The sequence below is a fragment of the Kitasatospora sp. SUK 42 genome (genome assembly GCF_015776785.2).
Classification (GTDB): Bacteria; Actinomycetota; Actinomycetes; order Streptomycetales; family Streptomycetaceae; genus Kitasatospora.
This window is the reverse complement of the sequence record NZ_LFMD02000003.1, coordinates 912090-929685: the sequence shown is the minus strand read 5'-3', so window position 1 is coordinate 929685 and position 17596 is coordinate 912090. Positions and strand designations below refer to the sequence as shown.

The 17596-nt window shown below is 72.3% G+C and carries 13 protein-coding genes; 8 read left to right on the top strand and 5 right to left on the bottom strand.

Translation table 11 applies throughout. The features are described from left to right. Window positions 1-80 precede the first annotated feature (80 nt). The gene (locus RZ50_RS13880) at window positions 81-2078 is read right to left on the bottom strand and encodes an ABC transporter ATP-binding protein (RefSeq protein ID WP_305853034.1); all 1998 of its coding nucleotides are present in this window, start codon (window positions 2076-2078) and stop codon (window positions 81-83) included. A 73-nt stretch (window positions 2079-2151) separates the two neighbouring features. Then, the gene (locus RZ50_RS13875) at window positions 2152-3888 is read right to left on the bottom strand and encodes an ABC transporter ATP-binding protein (RefSeq protein ID WP_196951704.1); all 1737 of its coding nucleotides are present in this window, start codon (window positions 3886-3888) and stop codon (window positions 2152-2154) included. Between the two features lie 346 nt (window positions 3889-4234). Between RZ50_RS13875 and RZ50_RS13870 the strand changes: the two genes are divergently transcribed. From RZ50_RS13870 to RZ50_RS13860, 3 genes are read left to right on the top strand one after another with little or no spacing between them, the layout of a single operon-like run. Continuing rightward, complete coding sequence (locus RZ50_RS13870; protein ID WP_196951705.1) at window positions 4235-6157, top strand: long-chain fatty acid--CoA ligase; 1923 nt, start codon at window positions 4235-4237, stop codon at window positions 6155-6157. A 58-nt stretch (window positions 6158-6215) separates the two neighbouring features. Further along, window positions 6216-7445 carry a radical SAM family heme chaperone HemW gene (hemW, locus tag RZ50_RS13865; RefSeq protein WP_196951706.1) on the top strand — a complete coding sequence of 410 codons (1230 nt, stop codon included), beginning with the start codon at window positions 6216-6218 and terminating at the stop codon, window positions 7443-7445. Window positions 7446-7486: 41 nt separating this feature from the next. Continuing rightward, window positions 7487-8044, top strand: coding sequence for a Uma2 family endonuclease (locus RZ50_RS13860; RefSeq protein WP_196951707.1), 558 nt, complete (start codon window positions 7487-7489; stop codon window positions 8042-8044). Here RZ50_RS13860 and RZ50_RS13855 read toward each other — a convergent pair. The 3 genes from RZ50_RS13855 to htpX are packed head-to-tail and all read right to left on the bottom strand — an operon-like array spanning window position 8035 to window position 10431. Further along, window positions 8035-8868 carry a DUF3097 domain-containing protein gene (locus RZ50_RS13855; protein ID WP_196951708.1) on the bottom strand — a complete coding sequence of 278 codons (834 nt, stop codon included), beginning with the start codon at window positions 8866-8868 and terminating at the stop codon, window positions 8035-8037. The genes RZ50_RS13860 and RZ50_RS13855 overlap by 10 nt on opposite strands. 31 nt (window positions 8869-8899) lie before the next feature. After that, complete coding sequence (locus tag RZ50_RS13850; protein ID WP_196951709.1) at window positions 8900-9484, bottom strand: hypothetical protein; 585 nt, start codon at window positions 9482-9484, stop codon at window positions 8900-8902. A gap of 26 nt (window positions 9485-9510) precedes the next feature. Continuing rightward, window positions 9511-10431 (bottom strand): zinc metalloprotease HtpX, encoded by a 921-nt coding sequence (gene htpX / locus RZ50_RS13845; protein WP_196951710.1) that lies wholly within the window; start codon window positions 10429-10431, stop codon window positions 9511-9513. A gap of 268 nt (window positions 10432-10699) precedes the next feature. Between htpX and hrcA the strand changes: the two genes are divergently transcribed. The 5 genes from hrcA to RZ50_RS13820 all read left to right on the top strand — a co-directional run bounded on the left by hrcA (window position 10700) and on the right by RZ50_RS13820 (window position 17596). Then, the gene (gene hrcA, locus RZ50_RS13840) at window positions 10700-11734 is read left to right on the top strand and encodes a heat-inducible transcriptional repressor HrcA (protein ID WP_196951711.1); all 1035 of its coding nucleotides are present in this window, start codon (window positions 10700-10702) and stop codon (window positions 11732-11734) included. Between the two features lie 73 nt (window positions 11735-11807). Then, window positions 11808-12947, top strand: coding sequence for a molecular chaperone DnaJ (dnaJ, locus tag RZ50_RS13835; protein WP_196951712.1), 1140 nt, complete (start codon window positions 11808-11810; stop codon window positions 12945-12947). 108 nt (window positions 12948-13055) lie between these two features. Further along, a complete protein-coding gene (locus RZ50_RS13830; protein ID WP_196951713.1) occupies window positions 13056-13805 on the top strand; it encodes a 16S rRNA (uracil(1498)-N(3))-methyltransferase in 750 nt (249 codons plus the stop codon). A gap of 70 nt (window positions 13806-13875) precedes the next feature. After that, window positions 13876-17127, top strand: a complete 3252-nt coding sequence (locus tag RZ50_RS13825; RefSeq protein WP_308271625.1) for a S41 family peptidase — start codon at window positions 13876-13878, stop codon at window positions 17125-17127. A gap of 115 nt (window positions 17128-17242) precedes the next feature. Continuing rightward, window positions 17243-17596: a histidine triad nucleotide-binding protein gene (locus RZ50_RS13820; protein ID WP_196951714.1), complete on the top strand. Its 354-nt coding sequence runs from the start codon at window positions 17243-17245 to the stop codon at window positions 17594-17596.

Here is a 17596-nt window from a genome sequence, read left to right as displayed (position 1 = left end):
GCCGTGACCCGCGAAGGGCCGGGGTACGCGAGGGGCCGGGACGGGCACCCACCCGTCCCGGCCCCTCGCATGAGCCGGTGTCAGTCCACCTCGGCCACGGCCTCGGCGAACTGCGCCTGGTAGAGCCGGGCGTAGGCGCCGCCGGCGGCGATCAGCTCGTCGTGCGAGCCCTGCTCGACGATCGACCCGTTCTCCATCACCAGGATCACGTCGGCGTCCCGGATGGTGGAGAGCCGGTGGGCGATCACGAAGCTGGTGCGGCCGGTGCGCAGCCGGGCCATGGCCCGCTGGATCAGCACCTCGGTGCGGGTGTCGACCGAGCTGGTCGCCTCGTCCAGGACCAGGATGGACGGCTGGGCGAGGAACGCCCGGGCGATGGTGATCAGCTGCTTCTCGCCGGTGCTGACGCCGGTGCCCTCGTCGTCGATGACGGTGTCGTAGCCGTCCGGCAGGGTGCGCACGAAGCGGTCGACGTGGGCGGCCTTGGCGGCCTCGACGACCTGTTCGCGGGTGGCGCCCTGGGCGCCGTAGGCGATGTTGTCGGCGATGCTGCCGCCGAACAGCCAGGTGTCCTGGAGGACCATGCCGATGCCCGAGCGCAGTTCCTCGCGGGACATCGCGGCGATGTCCACCCCGTCCAGGGTGATCCGCCCGGAGCTGACCTCGTAGAACCGCATCAGCAGGTTGACCATGGTGGTCTTGCCGGCGCCGGTGGGGCCGACGATGGCCACGGTCTGGCCGGGTTCGACCTTGAGCGAGAGGTCCTCGATGAGCGGCTTGTCCGGGTCGTAGCGGAAGGACACGTCCTGGAAGGCGACCCGGCCGTGGACGGTGTCGGGCTTCTCGGGCACGGCCGGTTCGGAGCTCTGCTCGGGGGCGTCCAGCAGTTCGAAGACGCGCTCGGCGGAGGCGACTCCGGACTGCACCAGGTTGGCCATGCTGGCGACCTGGGTGAGCGGCTGGCTGAACTGCCGGGAGTACTGGATGAAGGCCTGCACGTCGCCGATGGACAGGGAGCCGCTGGCGACCCGCAGGCCGCCGACGACGGCGACCAGCACGTACTGCAGGTTGCCGATCAGCATCATCGCGGGCTGGATGATCCCGGAGATGAACTGGGCCCGGAAGCTGGCGTGGAACAGCGCCTCGTTGTGCTCGCGGAAGGTCTCGGCGGCCTCGTGCTGCCGGCCGAACACCTTGACGAGGGTGTGGCCGGTGTACATCTCCTCGATGTGGGCGTTGAGCTGGCCGGTGGACTTCCACTGCTGGACGAACTGCGGCTGGGCCCGCTTGCCGACCTTGGCGGCGACGACCACCGACAGCGGCACGGAGACGAGCGCGATCGCGGCGAGCAGCGGGGAGATCCAGAACATCATCGCCAGCACGCCGACCACGGTGAGCAGCGAGTTGACGATCTGTCCCATGGTCTGCTGCATGGACTGGCCGATGTTGTCGATGTCGTTGGTGACCCGGCTGAGCACCTCGCCGCGGGGCTGCTTGTCGAAGTAGCTCAGCGGCAGTCGGGCCAGTTTGGCCTCGACGTCCTGGCGCAGCCGGTAGGCGGCCGACTGGATGGCCTTGGTGGCCAGGCGGCCCTGGAAGATGCCGAAGACGGCGGAGGCGACGTAGATGCCGAGGACCCAGAGCAGGATGGAGCCGATGGCGTTGAAGTCCATGCCGTGGCCGGGGGTGAAGTCGACGGCGGAGAGCAGGTCGGCGACGCCGCCGTCGCCGTGGGCGCGGAGCCCGTCGATGACCTGTTCCTTGGAGACGCCGGTCTGGAAGCGGGCGCCGATGACGCCGGCGAAGATCAGGTCGGTGGCGTCGCCGAGGATCTTGGGGCCGATGACGGCGCAGCCGATGCCGATCACGCCGAACAGCAGGACGCCGATCAGCAGGTTGCGTTCGGGGCGCAGCAGGCCGAGGACGCGTTTGCCGGAGCCCTTGAAGTCCATGGACTTCTCGGTGCCCTGGCCGCCCATGAAGCGGCCGGGGCCGGCCGGGCCGCGGCGGGCGGCGGCGGCCTGGGAGTCGCTGGGGAGGTCGGCCTTCGTCTTGGCGGCGGTCTTGCGGGGGCTCATGCGCCCACCTCGCTGCGCTCGGCAGGGGCATGCGCCCGTGCGCACCTCTTGATGTTTCGCTCGCTTCGCTCGCTCATGCCGCGGCCTCCTGCTCGGTGAGCTGGGAGAGCACGATCTCCCGATAGGTCGGGTTGTCGGCCATCAGTTCGTGGTGGGTGCCGCTGCCGACGACGGCGCCTTCGTCGAGGACGATGATCCGGTCGGCGTCGCGGATGGTGGACACGCGCTGGGCGACGATCAGGACGGTGGCGTCGGAGGTCTCGTGGGAGAGGGCCTTGCGCAGCTTGGCGTCGGTGGCGTAGTCGAGCGCGGAGAAGGAGTCGTCGAAGAGGTAGACGTCGGGTTCGCGGACGAGGGCCCGGGCGATGGCCAGGCGTTGGCGCTGGCCGCCGGAGACGTTGCCGCCGCCCTGGGCGATGGGGGCGTCCAGGCCTTCGGGCAGTTTCTCGACGAAGTCCTTGGCCTGGGCGATTTCGAGGGCGTGCCAGAGTTCCTCGTCGGTGGCGTCGGGCCGGCCGTAGCGGAGGTTGCTGGCGACGGTGCCGGAGAACAGGTAGGGCTTCTGCGGGACGATGCCGACGCTCTCGGCGAGCAGCGCGGGGGCGATTTCGCGCACGTCGACGCCGTCGAGCAGGACCTGGCCGCCGGTGGCGTCGAAGAGCCGGGGGATGAGGCCGAGCAGGGTGGACTTGCCGCTGCCGGTGGAGCCGATGATGGCGGTGGTCTCGCCGGGGCGGGCGGTGAGGTCGATGCCGCGCAGTACGGAGGCCTCGGCGCCGGGGTAGCGGAAGTCGACGTCGCGCAGTTCCAGGTTGCCGCGGCGGGGCACCTCGGTGATCGGGGTGGCGGGCGGTGCGACGCTGGAGTCGGTGTTGAGGACCGCCTGGATGCGTTCGGCGCAGACCTCGGCGCGGGGCACCATCATGAACATGAAGGTGGCCATCATGACGCTCATCAGGATCTGCATCAGGTAGGAGAGGAAGGCGGTGAGTGCGCCGATCTCCATGGAGCCGCCGTCGATGCGGTGGGCGCCGAACCAGAGCACCGCGACGCTGGAGACGTTCACGACCAGCATGACGGCCGGGAACATTATCGACATCAGTCGGCCGACGTGCCGGGCGACCTGGGTGAGGTCCTCGTTGGCGGCGGCGAAGCGGGCCTGCTCGTGGTCGTCCTTGACGAAGGCGCGGATGACCCGGATGCCGGTGATCTGCTCGCGCAGTACCCGGTTCACGGTGTCGATCTTCTCCTGCATGCTGCGGAACTTGGGCCGCAGTGCGCGGACCAGCAGGACGACGACGACGCCGAGCGCGGGGATGACGGCGAGCAGCAGGCCGGACAGCGGGACGTCCTGGTTGAGCGCCATGATGATGCCGCCGACGCACATGATCGGTGCGGCGACCATCAGGGTGAAGCTCATCAGGGCCAGCATCTGGACCTGTTGGACGTCGTTGGTGGTGCGGGTGATGAGGGAGGGAGCGCCGAACTGGCCGACCTCCCGGGAGGAGAAGCTCTGCACCCGGTCGAAGACGGCGGCGCGGGCGTCCCGGCCGAAGGCCATGGCGGTGTGGGCGCCGTAGTAGACGGCGCCGATCGAGCAGAGGGCCTGGACGATGGTGACTCCGATCATCATCGCGCCCAGGCGGAGGATGTAGCCGGTGTCGCCCTTGACCACGCCGTTGTCGATGATGTCGGCGTTGAGTGTCGGCAGGTAGAGCGCGGCGAGGGTGGACACCAGCTGGAGTACCACCAGCAAGGTGATCGGTCGGGAGTACGGGCGTAGGTATGTCCGGAGCAATCTGATCAGCACTGGCCCACTCTTGTCGTCGCCGGTCGGGTTCGCACCCTGATTCTCGTTGTTCTGTAGCGTCGCACAGGCGATTCGGGGGTTGCCCGGCGGAGGTTTGCCTGGCTTTTGCCGATTGTGCGTACGAACGCGGGTGCGGCGGGGGCGTCCGGGTGTCGTCGTCGGGCACCGGCGCCGGGGCGGTGTGCCAGCTGGGCCCTCCCCCTTACGGAATGACCCGTTTCCCCCTAGGCTGCTGACAGCGCCCTTGTTACTGGCCGGTACCACTCCGGTGAACCGGGGCCCGGCGACCGCCCCCACGGGCGCCGCGACAATCCCTCAGACGGCCACCCGCCCCCGGAGGTCCTCGTTGAGTTCCGCGCAGTCCCTGATCGACTCCGGCAGTGCCGACATCGTCGCCGGGCGTCCGGCCTCCGTCGCCCACCTCTTCCTCGACCGCGTCGCGGCCACCCCGAACGCCGAGGCCTACCGCTACCCCGCCACGGTCGACGAGCACGCGGCGGACGGCGCGCCGGGCGCCGAGCAGTGGCGCTCGCTCACCTGGGCGCAGACCGCGGCCCGGGTCAAGGCGGTGGCGGCCGGCCTGATGGCGCTCGGCATCCAGCCGGAGGACCGGGTCGCGCTGGCCTCCTCGACCCGGATCGAGTGGATCCTCACCGACCTCGGGGCCATGTGCGCGGGCGCCGCCATCACCACCGTCTACCCGAGCACCAACGGGGACGAGACGGCCTTCATCCTCTCCAACTCCGGCTCCCGGGCGATGTTCGCCGAGAACGCCGCCCAGCTGGCCAAGGCCGTCGAGCACATCGACCAGCTGCCCGAGCTGCGCACCGTGATCCTCTTCGACGCCCCCGCCCAGGCGCCCGAGACGGCAGGCCTGGACCTGATCACCCTGGCCGAGCTGGAGCGGCGCGGCACCGAGTACCTGGAGCAGCACCCGGACGCGGTCGAGAAGGCCGTGGCCGCGCTCGACAAGGAGCAGCTGGCCACCCTCATCTACACCTCCGGCACCACCGGCCGCCCCAAGGGCGTGCGCCTGGTGCACGACTGCTGGGCGTACGAGGGCAAGGCCCAGGAGGCCAGCGGCCTGCTGGGCCCCGACGACGTCCAGTTCATGTGGCTGCCGCTGTCGCACGTCTTCGGCAAGACGCTGATCTCCGGCCAGATCGCCACCGGCCACGTGATGGCGGTGGACGGCCGGGTCGACCGGATCATCCACAACCTGCCGGCCATCCGGCCGACCGTCATGGCCTCGGCGCCGCGCATCTTCGAGAAGGTCTACAACGGCATCGCCGGCCGGGCCCGGGCCGAGGGCGGCGCCAAGTACAAGATCTTCATGTGGGCCGCCCAGGTCGCCCGCGAGTACGCCCGGGTGGCGCAGGAGAGCCGGATCGCCACCGGCGTCGAGAGCGCCCCGCTGGGCCTGCGGCTCCAGCACGCGCTGGCCGACAAGCTGGTGTACGCCAAGATCCGGGCGGCCTTCGGCGGCCGGATGCGCGGCGCCGTCTCCGGCAGCGCCGCGCTCGCCCCCGAGATCGGCTACTTCTTCCTCGGCGCCGGGGTGCCGATCCTGGAGGGCTACGGGCTGAGCGAGACCAGCGCGGGCTCCTGCGTCAACCGCAAGGAGGACGTGCGGATCGGGACGGTGGGCCGCCCGCTGCCCGGCACCGAGGTGCGGATCGCCGAGGACGGCGAGATCCTGCTGCGCGGCCCCGGCGTCATGCGCGGCTACCACAACCTGCCGGACAAGACCGCCGAGGTGCTGGAGCCGGACGGCTGGTTCCACACCGAGGACATCGGCGAGCTGAGCGCCGACGGCTTCCTGCGGATCACCGACCGCAAGAAGGACCTGTTCAAGACCTCCGGCGGCAAGTACGTGGCGCCCAGCGAGGTCGAGGGCAAGTTCAAGGCGGTCTGCCCGTTCGTCAGCAACATCCTGGTGATCGGCAACGGCCGCAACTACTGCACCGCGCTGATCGGCCTGGACGAGGCGGTGCTCATACCCTGGGCCGCCGAGCACGGCCTGGCCGGGAGGAGCTACGCCGAGCTGGCCGCCGAGCCGGCCGTGCACCAGCTGATCGAGGGCTTCGTCAAGCGGGTCAACGCCGACCTCCAGCGCTGGCAGACGATCAAGAAGTTCCACCTGCTGCCGCGCGACCTCGACATCGAGCACGGCGAGCTCACCCCGAGCCTGAAGATCAAGCGCCCGGTGGTCGAGCGGACCTACGCGGACGCCGTCACCGCGATGTACGCGGGCGCCAACGAGGCCTGAGACAGGCCCGTCCCGTACGGCTCACCGGTTCGGGTGGGTCGTACGGGACAATGGGGTCATGCCCTCCGCACTCCCTGACGGCGAACCGGTGCCGTCCGACGGTTCCCTGCCCGCGCACGCCCTCACCGGGCTGGGGCGGCGGCCGTTCGGTTTCTACCTGCACGTGCCGTACTGCGCCAGCCGCTGCGGCTACTGCGACTTCAACACCTACACGGCCACCGAGCTGCGTTCCTCCGGGGCCGTCGCCTCGCAGGAGACGTACGCGGACAACGTGGTCGCCGAGATCCGGCTGGCCCGCAGGGTGCTGGGGGAGGCGGACCTGCCGGTGCGGACCGTCTTCCTCGGCGGCGGCACCCCCACCCTGCTGCCGGCCCGCGACCTGGTGAAGATGCTCGCCGCGCTGCGCGAGGAGTTCGGGCTCGCGCCGGACGCCGAGGTCACCACCGAGGCGAACCCGGAGTCCGTCGACCCGGCGTACCTGGCCGAGCTGCGCGAGGGCGGCTACAACCGGATCTCCTTCGGCATGCAGAGCGCCCGCCCGCACGTCCTCCAGCTCCTCGACCGCCACCACACCCCGGGGCGCCCCGAGGCCTGCGTGGCCGAGGCCCGCGCGGCCGGTTTCGAGCACGTCAACCTCGACCTGATCTACGGCACCCCCGGCGAGTCCGACGACGACTGGCGGGCCTCCCTGGACGCCGCGATCGGCGCCGGGCCGGACCACGTCTCCGCGTACTCCCTGATCGTCGAGGACGGCACCCGGCTCGCCGCCCGGGTCAAGCGCGGCGAACTGCCGATGATCGACGACGACGTGCACGCCGACCGCTACCTGATCGCCGAGCAGGCGCTGAGCGGGGCCGGCTACTCCTGGTACGAGGTCTCCAACTGGGCCACCACCCCCGAGGGCCGCTGCCGCCACAACGAGCTCTACTGGACCGGCGCCGACTGGTGGGGCGCCGGCCCCGGCGCCCACAGCCACATCGGCGGTGTCCGCTGGTGGAACGCCAAGCACCCCGCCGCCTACGCCCAGGCCCTCGCCGAGGGCCGCACCCCCGCCCAGGGCCGCGAGGTCCTGTCGGACGAGGACCGCCGGGTCGAGCGCATCCTGCTGGAGCTGCGCCTGGAGCAGGGCGTCCCCCTCGACCTCCTCGCCCCCGCCGGCCGCAAGGCCGCCGACCGGGCCCTGGCCGACGGCCTCCTCGCCGCGGAGCCCTACGAGCAGGGCCGCGCCGCCCTCACCCTCCAGGGCCGGCTGCTGGCGGATGCAGTAGTACGTGACCTCGTGGACTGACATTCGTTAACGTGGGTGTCAGCCGTCGGAGGGAGCGCGCCATGACCGCCATCGATGATCGGATGACCGGGATCTTCGAGAACCTGGAGGTCCCGGAGGGTTACAAGGCTGAGCTCCTCAGGGGGGAAATCGTGATGATGGCCGGGCCGGACCTGGTCCACAACATCATTGTCGAAGCCATTCGGGACCAACTCCCTCGGGCGCGATGGCACCGTCTGACCACGCAGGACATCGGTCTTCCCGAATTGACGAGCGAGCCGCAGCCGGACCTGGTCGTGTTCGAGCGGGATGCTTTCGAGGGCCCGGGTCGCTTGGTTCCCGCGCCCGTTCTCACATTGGTGGTCGAGGTGGTCTCGAAGACCAGCGTGTTGCGTGACTATCGGACCAAGCGAGAGCTCTATGCAGAGGGCACCATCCCCGTGTACCTGATCGTCGATCCGATCAAGGCTGTATGCGTGCTGCTGACGGAACCGACCAGGTCGAGCGCCTCGGGGCTGCCGGACTACGTGTCCGAGCGGACCACCAAGTTCGGAGAGTCGATCCCGGTGGACCTGCTCGGCGTCACGCTCGACACCTCGGAGTTCCAGACCTACTCCTGACCCGGCAGGGCCGTGAAGTCGATCAACTCCTCGACCTTCGCCAGCAGTTCGGGCTCCAGGTCCTTGTAGCTGTCGACCTTCGACAGGATGTGCTTCCAGGCCGCCGGGGTGTCCACCGGCCAGCCGAGGCGGCGGCAGGTGCCCTCCTTCCAGTCCTCGCCGCGGGGGACGGCGGGCCAGGCGGGGATGCCGACGCTGGAGGGCTTCACGGCCTGCCAGATGTCGATGTAGGGGTGGCCGACGACCAGCACCGAATCGCCGGTGACCTGGGCGGCGATGCGGTGTTCCTTGGTGCCGGGGAGCAGGTGGTCGACCAGGACGCCGAGGCGGCGGCCGGGGCCGGGGGCGAAGTCGGCGACGATCGCGGGAAGGTCGTCGATGCCCTGGAGGTACTCGACGACCACGCCCTCGATCCGCAGGTCGTCGCCCCAGACCCGCTCGACCAGCTCGGCGTCGTGCCGGCCCTCGACGTAGATGCGGGACTCGCGGGCGACCCGGGCGCGGGCGCCCGGGACGGCGATGGAGCCGGAGGCGGTGCGGGCGGGGGTGCGGGGCGCGGCCGGGCCGGTGGGGCGGACCAGGGTGACGACCCGGCCCTCCAGCAGGAAGCCGCGCGGGACCAGCGGGAACACCCGGTGCTTGCCGAAGCGGTCCTCCAGGGTGACGGTGAACCCCTCGGCGGTCTTCTCGCACCGCACCACCGCCCCGCAGAAGCCGCTGGCGGCCTCCTCGACGACGAGGTCCCGCTCGGCGGGGACCTCGGGGGCGGGGGCCTGCTTCTTCCACGGCGGGGTCAGGTCCGGTCCGTACTGGCGGCTGCGCATACGGGTGATCATAGGGAGGGCGGACCGGCCGTCAGAGCCCCGGCGCGCCCCAGAGGGGGAACCAGCGGCTCAGCTCCTTCTCCAGCCGCAGGTCGTTCCCCAGCATCGCGTTGACCTGGAGCTCCAGCGGGCTGTTGCGCTTCTCCCCGCCGCCGGGCATCGGGGCGAAGGGGTAGAAGGTGCCGCGCTTGTAGAGGTAGACCAGCGCCAGCGACTGCCCCTCCCCGTTGCGGAAGCCCACCAGCGAACAGAGCAGCTGGGGCCCGAAGCCGTTCGCCTCCAGCTCGCTGTTGACCGCGTGCAGGTCGTTGACCAGCTCCGGCAGTTCCTCGGGCCGGTGCCGGGCGAGCAGCCAGGAGTAGCCGTAGGCGTCCTTGGAGGCCTCCACCGGGGCGCCGCCGCGCTCGGTGTCGGCGTCCAGCAGCGCCCGCACCTGCTGCTCGACCTGGACGAAGGCCCCGCCCTCGACGGCCGCGAAGCAGACGGAGCCGAGCCCGGTGGGGAGGAACCCGGCCCCGGCCTCCAGGGTGAGCGCGGCCGACGGAAGCCCGAACAGCTGGTCGAGGTCGGGCTTGACGGGCTTGGTGCGGCCGAACAGGGCGTCCAGGAATCCCACGGCGGTCCTTTCAGGCGGTACGGGTGTCAGCGGCCGAGCTGCTCGGAGATCTTCGCCAGCTGCGCCAGCCGCTTCTCCAGCGTCGGGTGGGTGGAGAACAGCTGCGCGGCGGTCTCCCGGGCGCTCAGCGCGGGGGCGAAGTAGAAGGCGTTGTACGGCTGCGACCTGCGCAGGTCCTCGGTGGGGATGGCCGCGATCTGCCCGGTCACCTTGGTGAGGGCCGAGGCCAGGGCGCTGGGCCGGCCGGTGAGCTGGGCGGCGGCCCGGTCGGCGGCCAGCTCGCGGTAGCGGGAGAGCAGCCGGGTGAGCAGGAAGCTGATCGCGTAGACGGCGATCGACACCAGTGGGATGACCAGCGCCGCGATGGCCGCGTTCTGGTCGTTGTTGTTGCGCCCGCCGCCCATGAAGCCGCCGTACATGGCGATCCGGGTCATCGCCCCGGCGAGCACGCCGAGGAAGCCGGCGATGGTCATCACCGCGACGTCCCGGTGGGCGACGTGCGACAGCTCGTGCGCCAGGACGCCCTCCAGCTCCTCCGGTTCGAGCCGGCGCAGCAGGCCGGTGGTGACGCACACCACCGCGTTCTGCGGGTTGCGGCCGGTCGCGAAGGCGTTGGGCATGTCGTTGTCGGCGACCGCCACGCGGGGCTTGGGCATGTCGGCCAGGGCGCAGAGCCGGTCGATCGTGCCGTGCAGCTGGGGGTACTGCTCCTCGCTCACCTCGCGGGCGCCCATCGCCCGCTCGGTGATCTTGTCGCTGAACCAGAACTGGGCCACGAACAGCCCGCCGGAGATCAGCACGATCAGCGGCCAGGCCCCGCGCAGCAGCGCGATCAGCAGGCCCGTGAAACCTACGTACAGCAGCCCGATCACGAACATCGTCGCGACCATGCGGCTGGTCAGGCCGCGGTCAGGCGCGAAACGGGTGTGCTGGCCCGAGCTCGACATCGCTTGCTCCTCCATTCGCCGTCGCTTCCGATGCTGCCACCCGGACGGCCCCTGAGCACCACCCTCCGCACGGGGAGTATCGGGACGGCCGCCCGGGAGTGCGGGCAGGATCACCCCGGCCGGGCCGTTCCTGCGGTAGGACCCGGGCCTTACACTGGCAGGTACGGTTTTGGCACTCGTGTGCGTTGAGTGCCAAGGCCGGGGTCCTTCCGGAGCGGCCCCGCAGCATCACAGACGGACAACGTGCGAAGACGGAGGTGCGTGCCCCATGGCCGGTGAGGTCCGCCAGCTGGACGATCGCAAGCTCGCCGTGCTGCGCGCGATCGTCCAGGACTACGTGGGGACGGAGGAGCCGGTCGGCTCCAAGGCACTCGTCGAGCGGCACAACCTCGGGGTGTCCCCGGCGACGGTGCGCAACGACATGGCGGCGCTGGAGGAGGAGGGTTACATCCACCAGCCGCACACCAGTGCCGGGCGCATCCCCACCGACAAGGGGTACCGCCTCTTCGTCGACAAGCTCGCCGAGATCAAGCCGATGAGCGCCCCGGAGCGCCGGGCGATCCGGCACTTCCTCGACGGCGCCGTCGACCTCGACGACGTGGTGGCCCGCACGGTGCGGCTGCTCGCCCAGCTGACCCGGCAGGTCGCCGTGGTGCAGTACCCCTCGCTGACCCGCTCCACCGTCCGGCACATCGAGCTGGTGGCGCTGGCCCCGGCCAAGGTGATGCTGGTCCTGATCACCAACACCGGCCGGGTCGAGCAGCGGATGGTCGACTGCCCGGGCACGGTCGGTGAGACGGTCCTGGCCGACCTGCGGGCGCGGATCAACGCGCGCGCCGCCGGCCAGCGGCTGCCGGACGTCCCGGGCCTGCTGGAGGACCTTCCGGCGATCTTCGAGCAGGTCGACCGGCCGACCGTCAGTACGGTCCTGGCGACGCTGTTCGAGGCGCTCGCCGAGCAGAACGAGGAGCGGATCATGCTGGCCGGCACGGCCAACCTGACCCGCTTCGGGCACGACTTCCCGCTCACCATCCAGCCGGTGCTGGAGGCACTGGAGGAGCAGGTGATCCTGCTCCGCCTCCTGGGTGAGACCACGGACGCCGCGATGACGGTCCGGATCGGGCGGGAGAACGCGTACGAAGGGCTGATTTCCACCTCGGTGGTGTCGGTCGGCTACGGTTCGGGCGACGAGAGCGTGGCCAAACTGGGTGTGATCGGTCCGACCCGGATGGACTACCCGGGCACAATGGGGGCGGTGCGAGCGGTGGCACGGTACGTGGGTCAGATCCTGGCCGAGTCGTAGCAAGCAGCCGCCGCCAGACCCGGCGGCGGCTTCAGTCGCAGCACTACTACAGGCGGAACAAGCGGAGCATTTGGTGGCCACGGACTACTACGCGGTACTCGGCGTCCGACGGGATGCGGGGCAGGACGAGATCAAGAAGGCGTTCCGGCGCCTGGCACGCGAACTGCACCCGGACGTCAACCCGGACCCGAAGACGCAGGAGCGGTTCAAGGAGATCAACGCCGCATACGAGGTGCTCTCCGATCCGCAGAAGCGCCAGGTCTACGACCTCGGCGGCGACCCGCTGTCGCCGGGCGGCGGCGGGGCGGGCGGCTTCGGCGCAGGCGCGGCGGGCTTCGGCTTCTCCGACATCATGGACGCCTTCTTCGGCGCCGCGGCCGGTCAGCGCGGCCCGCGCTCACGCACCCGGCGCGGCCAGGACGCCATGATCCGGCTGGAGATCACCCTGGAGGAGGCCGCCTTCGGCACCACCAAGGAGCTCCAGGTCGACACGGCCGTCACCTGTACCACCTGCAACGGCGAGGGCGCGGCCCCCGGCACCTCCGCGCAGACCTGTGACATGTGCCGCGGCAAGGGCGAGGTCTCCCAGGTCACCCGCTCCTTCCTGGGCCAGGTCATGACCTCCCGCCCCTGCCCGCAGTGCCAGGGCTTCGGCACCGTCGTGCCGACCCCGTGCCCCGAGTGCGCCGGCGACGGCCGGGTCCGCGCCCGCCGCACCCTGACGGTCAAGATCCCGGCCGGTGTCGACAACGGCACCCGGATCCAGCTGGCCGGCGAGGGCGAGGTCGGCCCCGGCGGCGGCCCGGCCGGCGACCTGTACGTCGAGATCGCCGAGACCACCCACAGCGTGTTCCAGCGGCGCGGGGACGACCTGCACTGCACCGTCACCATCCCGATGACGGCCGCCGCCCTCGGCACCCAGGTGCCGCTGCAGACCCTGGACGGGCTGGAGGAGGTCGACATCCGGCCCGGCACCCAGTCCGGCCAGTCGATCCCGCTGCACGGCAGGGGCATCACCCATCTGCGCGGGGGCGGCCGGGGTGACCTGATAGTGCACGTCGAGGTGCAGACGCCCACCAAGCTCGACGCCGAGCAGGAGGAGCTGCTGCGCCGGCTCGCGGTGCTGCGCGGCGAGGAGCGCCCGTCCGGCCAGTTCGCGCCGGGCCAGCAGGGCCTGTTCTCGCGCCTGAAGGACGCGTTCAACGGCCGGTAGCCGTCCGCGCAGGGGTGCCGGGGGCCGACCCCCGGCACCCCTTCCGTTTTTCCGGCCCGCCCCGGCACCTCTTCCGTTCCCCCGCCCCGCCCCTGGAGGTCCCCCGTCATGACCGCGCCCGTCTTCGTCGTCGAGACCGAGCGGATCGCCGCCGCCGCGCCCGGGTCGGTGGTGCGCCTCGACGGGCCGGAGGGGCGGCACGCGGCCGCGGTGAAGCGGCTGGCGGCCGGCGAGGCGGTGACCCTGGCCGACGGGCGGGGGCTCGGCGTGGACGGGACGGTCGCCGAGGTGCTCGGCAAGGACGCGATCGACGTCACGGTGGCCGCCGTGCGCCGGGAGCCGGAGCCCGCCCCGCGGATCGTCGTCGTCCAGGCGCTGCCCAAGGGCGACCGCGGCGAACTCGCCGTGGAGACCATGACCGAGGTCGGCGTGGACGTGGTGATCCCCTGGGCCGCCTCGCGCTGCATCACCCAGTGGAAGGGCGAGCGCGGCGCCAAGGCGCTCGCCAAGTGGCGGGCCACCGCCCGGGAGGCGGGCAAGCAGTCCCGCCGGCTGCGCTTCCCCGAGGTGTGCGACCCGATGACCACCAGGCAGCTGGCGCCCGTCCTGGCGCAGGCCGCCTTCGCCGCCGTGCTGCACGAGGAGGGCGCCGAGCCGCTGGCGCACGCCGGGCTGCCGGAGGCGGGTGACCTCGTGCTGGTGGTCGGGCCCGAGGGCGGGGTCTCCCCGGAGGAGCTGGCCGCCTTCGCCGAGGCGGGCGCCAAGCCGTACCGGCTGGGCCCCTCGGTGCTGCGCACCTCCACCGCCGGGGTGGCCGCCGGGGCGCTGCTGCTGGGGCGCACCGGCCGCTGGTCGTAAGGGACTTCCGCTCGGCCGGAGTCTGCGGAAAACGGAGCGGCCCGAACCCGAGGCTGCCTACGCTGGCCGCGTGACGGACTCCCTGAGCACCTCCGCGGGCGCCTATCTGCGCCACCCCCACCTGCACGGCGATCTGGTCACCTTCGTCGCCGAGGACGATCTCTGGCTCGCCCCGCTGGAGGGCGGTCGGGCCTGGCGGCTGACGGCCGACCATCTGCCGGTCCACCACCCCCGGTTCTCCCCGGACGGCCGGCACATCGCCTTCTCCTCCACCCGGGACGGCGCTCCCGAGGTGCACGTGGTGCCGGTGGACGGCGGGCCCTCCCGGCGGCTCACCCACTGGGGCAGCGACCAGACCCGGGTGCAGGGCTGGACCGCCGACGGCCGTCCGATCGCCACCACCACCGCCGGCGAGGCCACCCTGCGCCGCACCTGGGCGCACGCCGTGCCGCTGGACGGCGGCGAGCCGGTGCGGCTGCCGTACGGGCCGGTCGGCGGGCTCGCCTTCGAGCCGGGCGGCGACCGGGTGCTGCTGGGCACCCCCAACAACCGCGAGCCGGCCTGGTGGAAGCGCTACCGGGGCGGCCGGGCGGGCAAGTTGTGGCTGGGACGGGACGAATTCGCCCGGGTGCACGAGGAGTTGGACGGGCAGCTCGACTCCCCGATGTGGGTGGCCGGGGAGGGGGAGCAGGGCGGCAGGATCGCGTTCCTCTCCGACCACGAGGGCGTCGCCGAGCTGTGGTCCAGCCGCCCCGACGGCACCGACCTGCGCCGCCACACCACCGACCCGGACGGCTTCTACGCCCGCAACGCCACCACCGACGGCACCCGGGTGGTGTTCCACCGGGCCGGCGACCTCTGGCTGCTGGACGACCTGGACGGCGCCGCGCCGCGCCGCCCGGACATCCGGCTGGCCGGCCCGCGCTCCGGCCGCCGCCCCCGCCCGGTGCACCCCGCGCACTGGCTGGAGTCCGTCGCCCCCGACCGCACCGGCCGGGCCGGCGCCGTGGTGGTGCGCGGCGGCGTGCACTGGCTGACCCACCGCGAGGGCCCGGCCCGGGTGCTGGACGAGACCCCGGGCGTGCGCGGCCGGCTGGCCCGGGTGGTGCCGGGCGAGGACGGCGCCCAGGGCGTGCTGTGGGTGTCCGACGCCGAGGGGGAGGACGCCCTGGAGTACGCCCCCGCCGTCCACGGCGCCGAGCGCCGCCGGCTGGCCGCCGGCCTGCTCGGCCGGGTCAACTCGCTGGTGGTCTCCCCGGACGGAAGGCAGGCGGCGCTCGGCGTGCACGACGGCCGGGTGCTGCTGGTCACGCTGGCCGACGGCGCCGTGCACGAGCTGGACCGCAGCACCGACGGCGAGGCCAACGGGCTGGTGTTCAGCCCGGACTCGGCCTGGCTGGCCTGGTCGCGCCCGGTGCACGGGGCGGGCCCGTACTCGCTGCGCCAGATCGTGCTGGCCGACCTGGCGACCCGCACCGTCGGCGAGGTCACCCAGCAGCGCTTCGTCGACACCTCGCCCGCCTTCACCGCGGACGGCCGCTACCTGGCCTTCCTGTCGGTGCGCGACTTCGACCCGGTCTACGACGCGCACGTCTTCGACCTGTCCTTCCCGAACGGCTGCCGCCCGTACCTGGTCACGCTGGCCGCCGACACGCCGTCCCCGTTCGGGCCGCGGCGGGCCGGGCGTCCGCTCGGCGGCGAGGACGACGAGCCGAAGCCCGGGAAGGACGGCGACGCCGCCGCGGCCGACGCCGCGCCGACGACCAGGGTGGACCTGGACGGCATCGCCGACCGGATCGTCCCGTTCCCGGTCGAGGGCGGCCGCTTCGAGGCACTGCGCGCCGCCAAGGGCGGCGTGCTGTGGACCAGGGCCCCGCTGCTCGGCGAACTCGGCGACGAGGCGGCCTCGTTGGACGACGAGCGGCCGCGCCCGGTGCTGGAGCGCTTCGACCTGAGGAAGCGCCGCGCCGAGCAACTGGTGCACGGCGTGGACCGGTTCGCGGTCAGCGCGGACGGCACCCGGGTGGCCGTGCTGGACGAGGGCGAGCTGCGGATCGTCCCGGCCGGCCACAAGGCGGGCGGCGAGGACGAGGAGACCACCGTCGACCTCGCCCGGCTGCGGGTGACCGTCGACCCGGCCGCCGAGTGGCGGCAGATGTACGCCGAGACCGGCCGCCTGATGCGGGACAACTTCTGGCGCCCGGACCTCGGCGGCACCGACTGGGCCGGGGTGCTGGAGCGCTACCGCCCGCTGGTGGAGCGGATCGGCTCGCACGACGAACTGGTCGACCTGCTCTGGGAGGTGCACGGCGAGCTCGGCACCTCGCACGCCTACGTGCTCCCGTACGGCCGGTACACCGAGCCCGCCCGGCGCCAGGGCCTGCTCGGCGCCGACCTGGTCAAGGACGGCGATCGGTGGCGGATCGCCAGGATCCTGCCCGGCGAGTCCTCCGACCCCAGGGCGCGCTCGCCGCTGGCCGCGCCCGGCGCCGCGATCCGCCCGGGCGACGCCGTCCTGGCCGTCAACGGCCGGCCGGTGGACCCGGTGACCGGCCCGGCCCCGCTGCTGGCCGGCACCGCCGGGCAGCCGGTCGAGCTGACCGTGGCCGGCAAGGACGGCACCGACCAGCGCAACCCGGTCGTCGTCCCGCTCGCCGACGAGGAGCCGCTGCGCTACCACGACTGGGTGGCCGGGCGGCGGGCCGCGGTGCGCGAGCTGTCCGGCGGCCGGCTCGGCTACCTGCACATCCCCGACATGCACACGGCCGGCTGGGCCCAGCTGCACCGCGACCTGAGCACCGAGATGGCCAAGGAGGGCGTGATCGTCGACGTCCGGGAGAACCGGGGCGGCCACACCTCGCAGCTGGTGATCGAGAAGCTGGCCCGCCGGATCGTCGGCTGGAACGTCATCCGGGACACCGACCACCCGGTGCCCTACCCGATGGACGCCCCGCGCGGGCCGGTGGTCGCGCTCGCCAACGAGCTCTCCGGCTCGGACGGCGACATCGTCAACGCCGCGATCCAGGCGCTCGGGATCGGACCGGTGGTCGGCACCCGCACCTGGGGCGGGGTGATCGGCATCGACAGCCGCTACCGGCTGGTCGACGGCACCCTGGTCACCCAGCCCAAGTACGCGTTCTGGCTGGAGAACTACGGCTGGGGCGTGGAGAACCGCGGCGTCGACCCGGACGTCGAGGTGCCGATCGCCCCGCACCACTGGGCGGCCGGCGAGGACCCGCAGCTGGCCGAGGGCGTACGGATCGCCCTCGCCGCCCTGGCCGAGGACCCGGCCCGCTCGGCGCCGCCGCTGCCCTGGGCGTAGGGCCCGGTCAGCCGGAGCGGCTGCGGGAGCGTCAGCAGCCGGTCGCGCGGCTCGGCTAGGCTGCGCCAGTACCGCCCCGTGGACCCGTGAACGACCCGAACCAGAGGAGAAGACGATGGCCGGCGAGCCGCAGTCCGACTGCCTGTTCTGCAAGATCGTGGCGGGCGAGATCCCGGCGACCGTGGTGCGCAAGACCGAGCGCGTCCTCGCCTTCCGCGACATCGCCCCCAAGGCGCCCGTGCACGTCCTGGTCATCCCGCACGTCCACTACCCGAACGCCGCCGCGCTGGCCGCCGCCGAGCCGGAGATCGCCGGCGAGCTGCTCGCCGAGGCGGGCGCGGTGGCCAGGGACGAGGGCATCGAGGACTACCGGCTGATCTTCAACACCGGTGCGGGCGCCGGGCAGACCGTCTTCCACGCACACGTGCACGTGCTCGGCGGCGCGCTGATGACCGAGCGCATGGTCTGA

Coding starts and splice junctions, on each gene's coding strand:
- RZ50_RS13880 (WP_305853034.1), bottom strand. CDS start 2,078: ATGAGCCCCCGCAAGACCGCCGCCAAGACGAAGGCCGACCTCCCCAGC.
- hrcA (WP_196951711.1), top strand. CDS start 10,700: ATGGCCGGTGAGGTCCGCCAGCTGGACGATCGCAAGCTCGCCGTGCTG.
- RZ50_RS13860 (WP_196951707.1), top strand. CDS start 7,487: ATGACCGCCATCGATGATCGGATGACCGGGATCTTCGAGAACCTGGAG.
- RZ50_RS13855 (WP_196951708.1), bottom strand. CDS start 8,868: ATGCGCAGCCGCCAGTACGGACCGGACCTGACCCCGCCGTGGAAGAAG.
- htpX (WP_196951710.1), bottom strand. CDS start 10,431: ATGTCGAGCTCGGGCCAGCACACCCGTTTCGCGCCTGACCGCGGCCTG.
- hemW (WP_196951706.1), top strand. CDS start 6,216: ATGCCCTCCGCACTCCCTGACGGCGAACCGGTGCCGTCCGACGGTTCC.
- RZ50_RS13830 (WP_196951713.1), top strand. CDS start 13,056: ATGACCGCGCCCGTCTTCGTCGTCGAGACCGAGCGGATCGCCGCCGCC.
- RZ50_RS13820 (WP_196951714.1), top strand. CDS start 17,243: ATGGCCGGCGAGCCGCAGTCCGACTGCCTGTTCTGCAAGATCGTGGCG.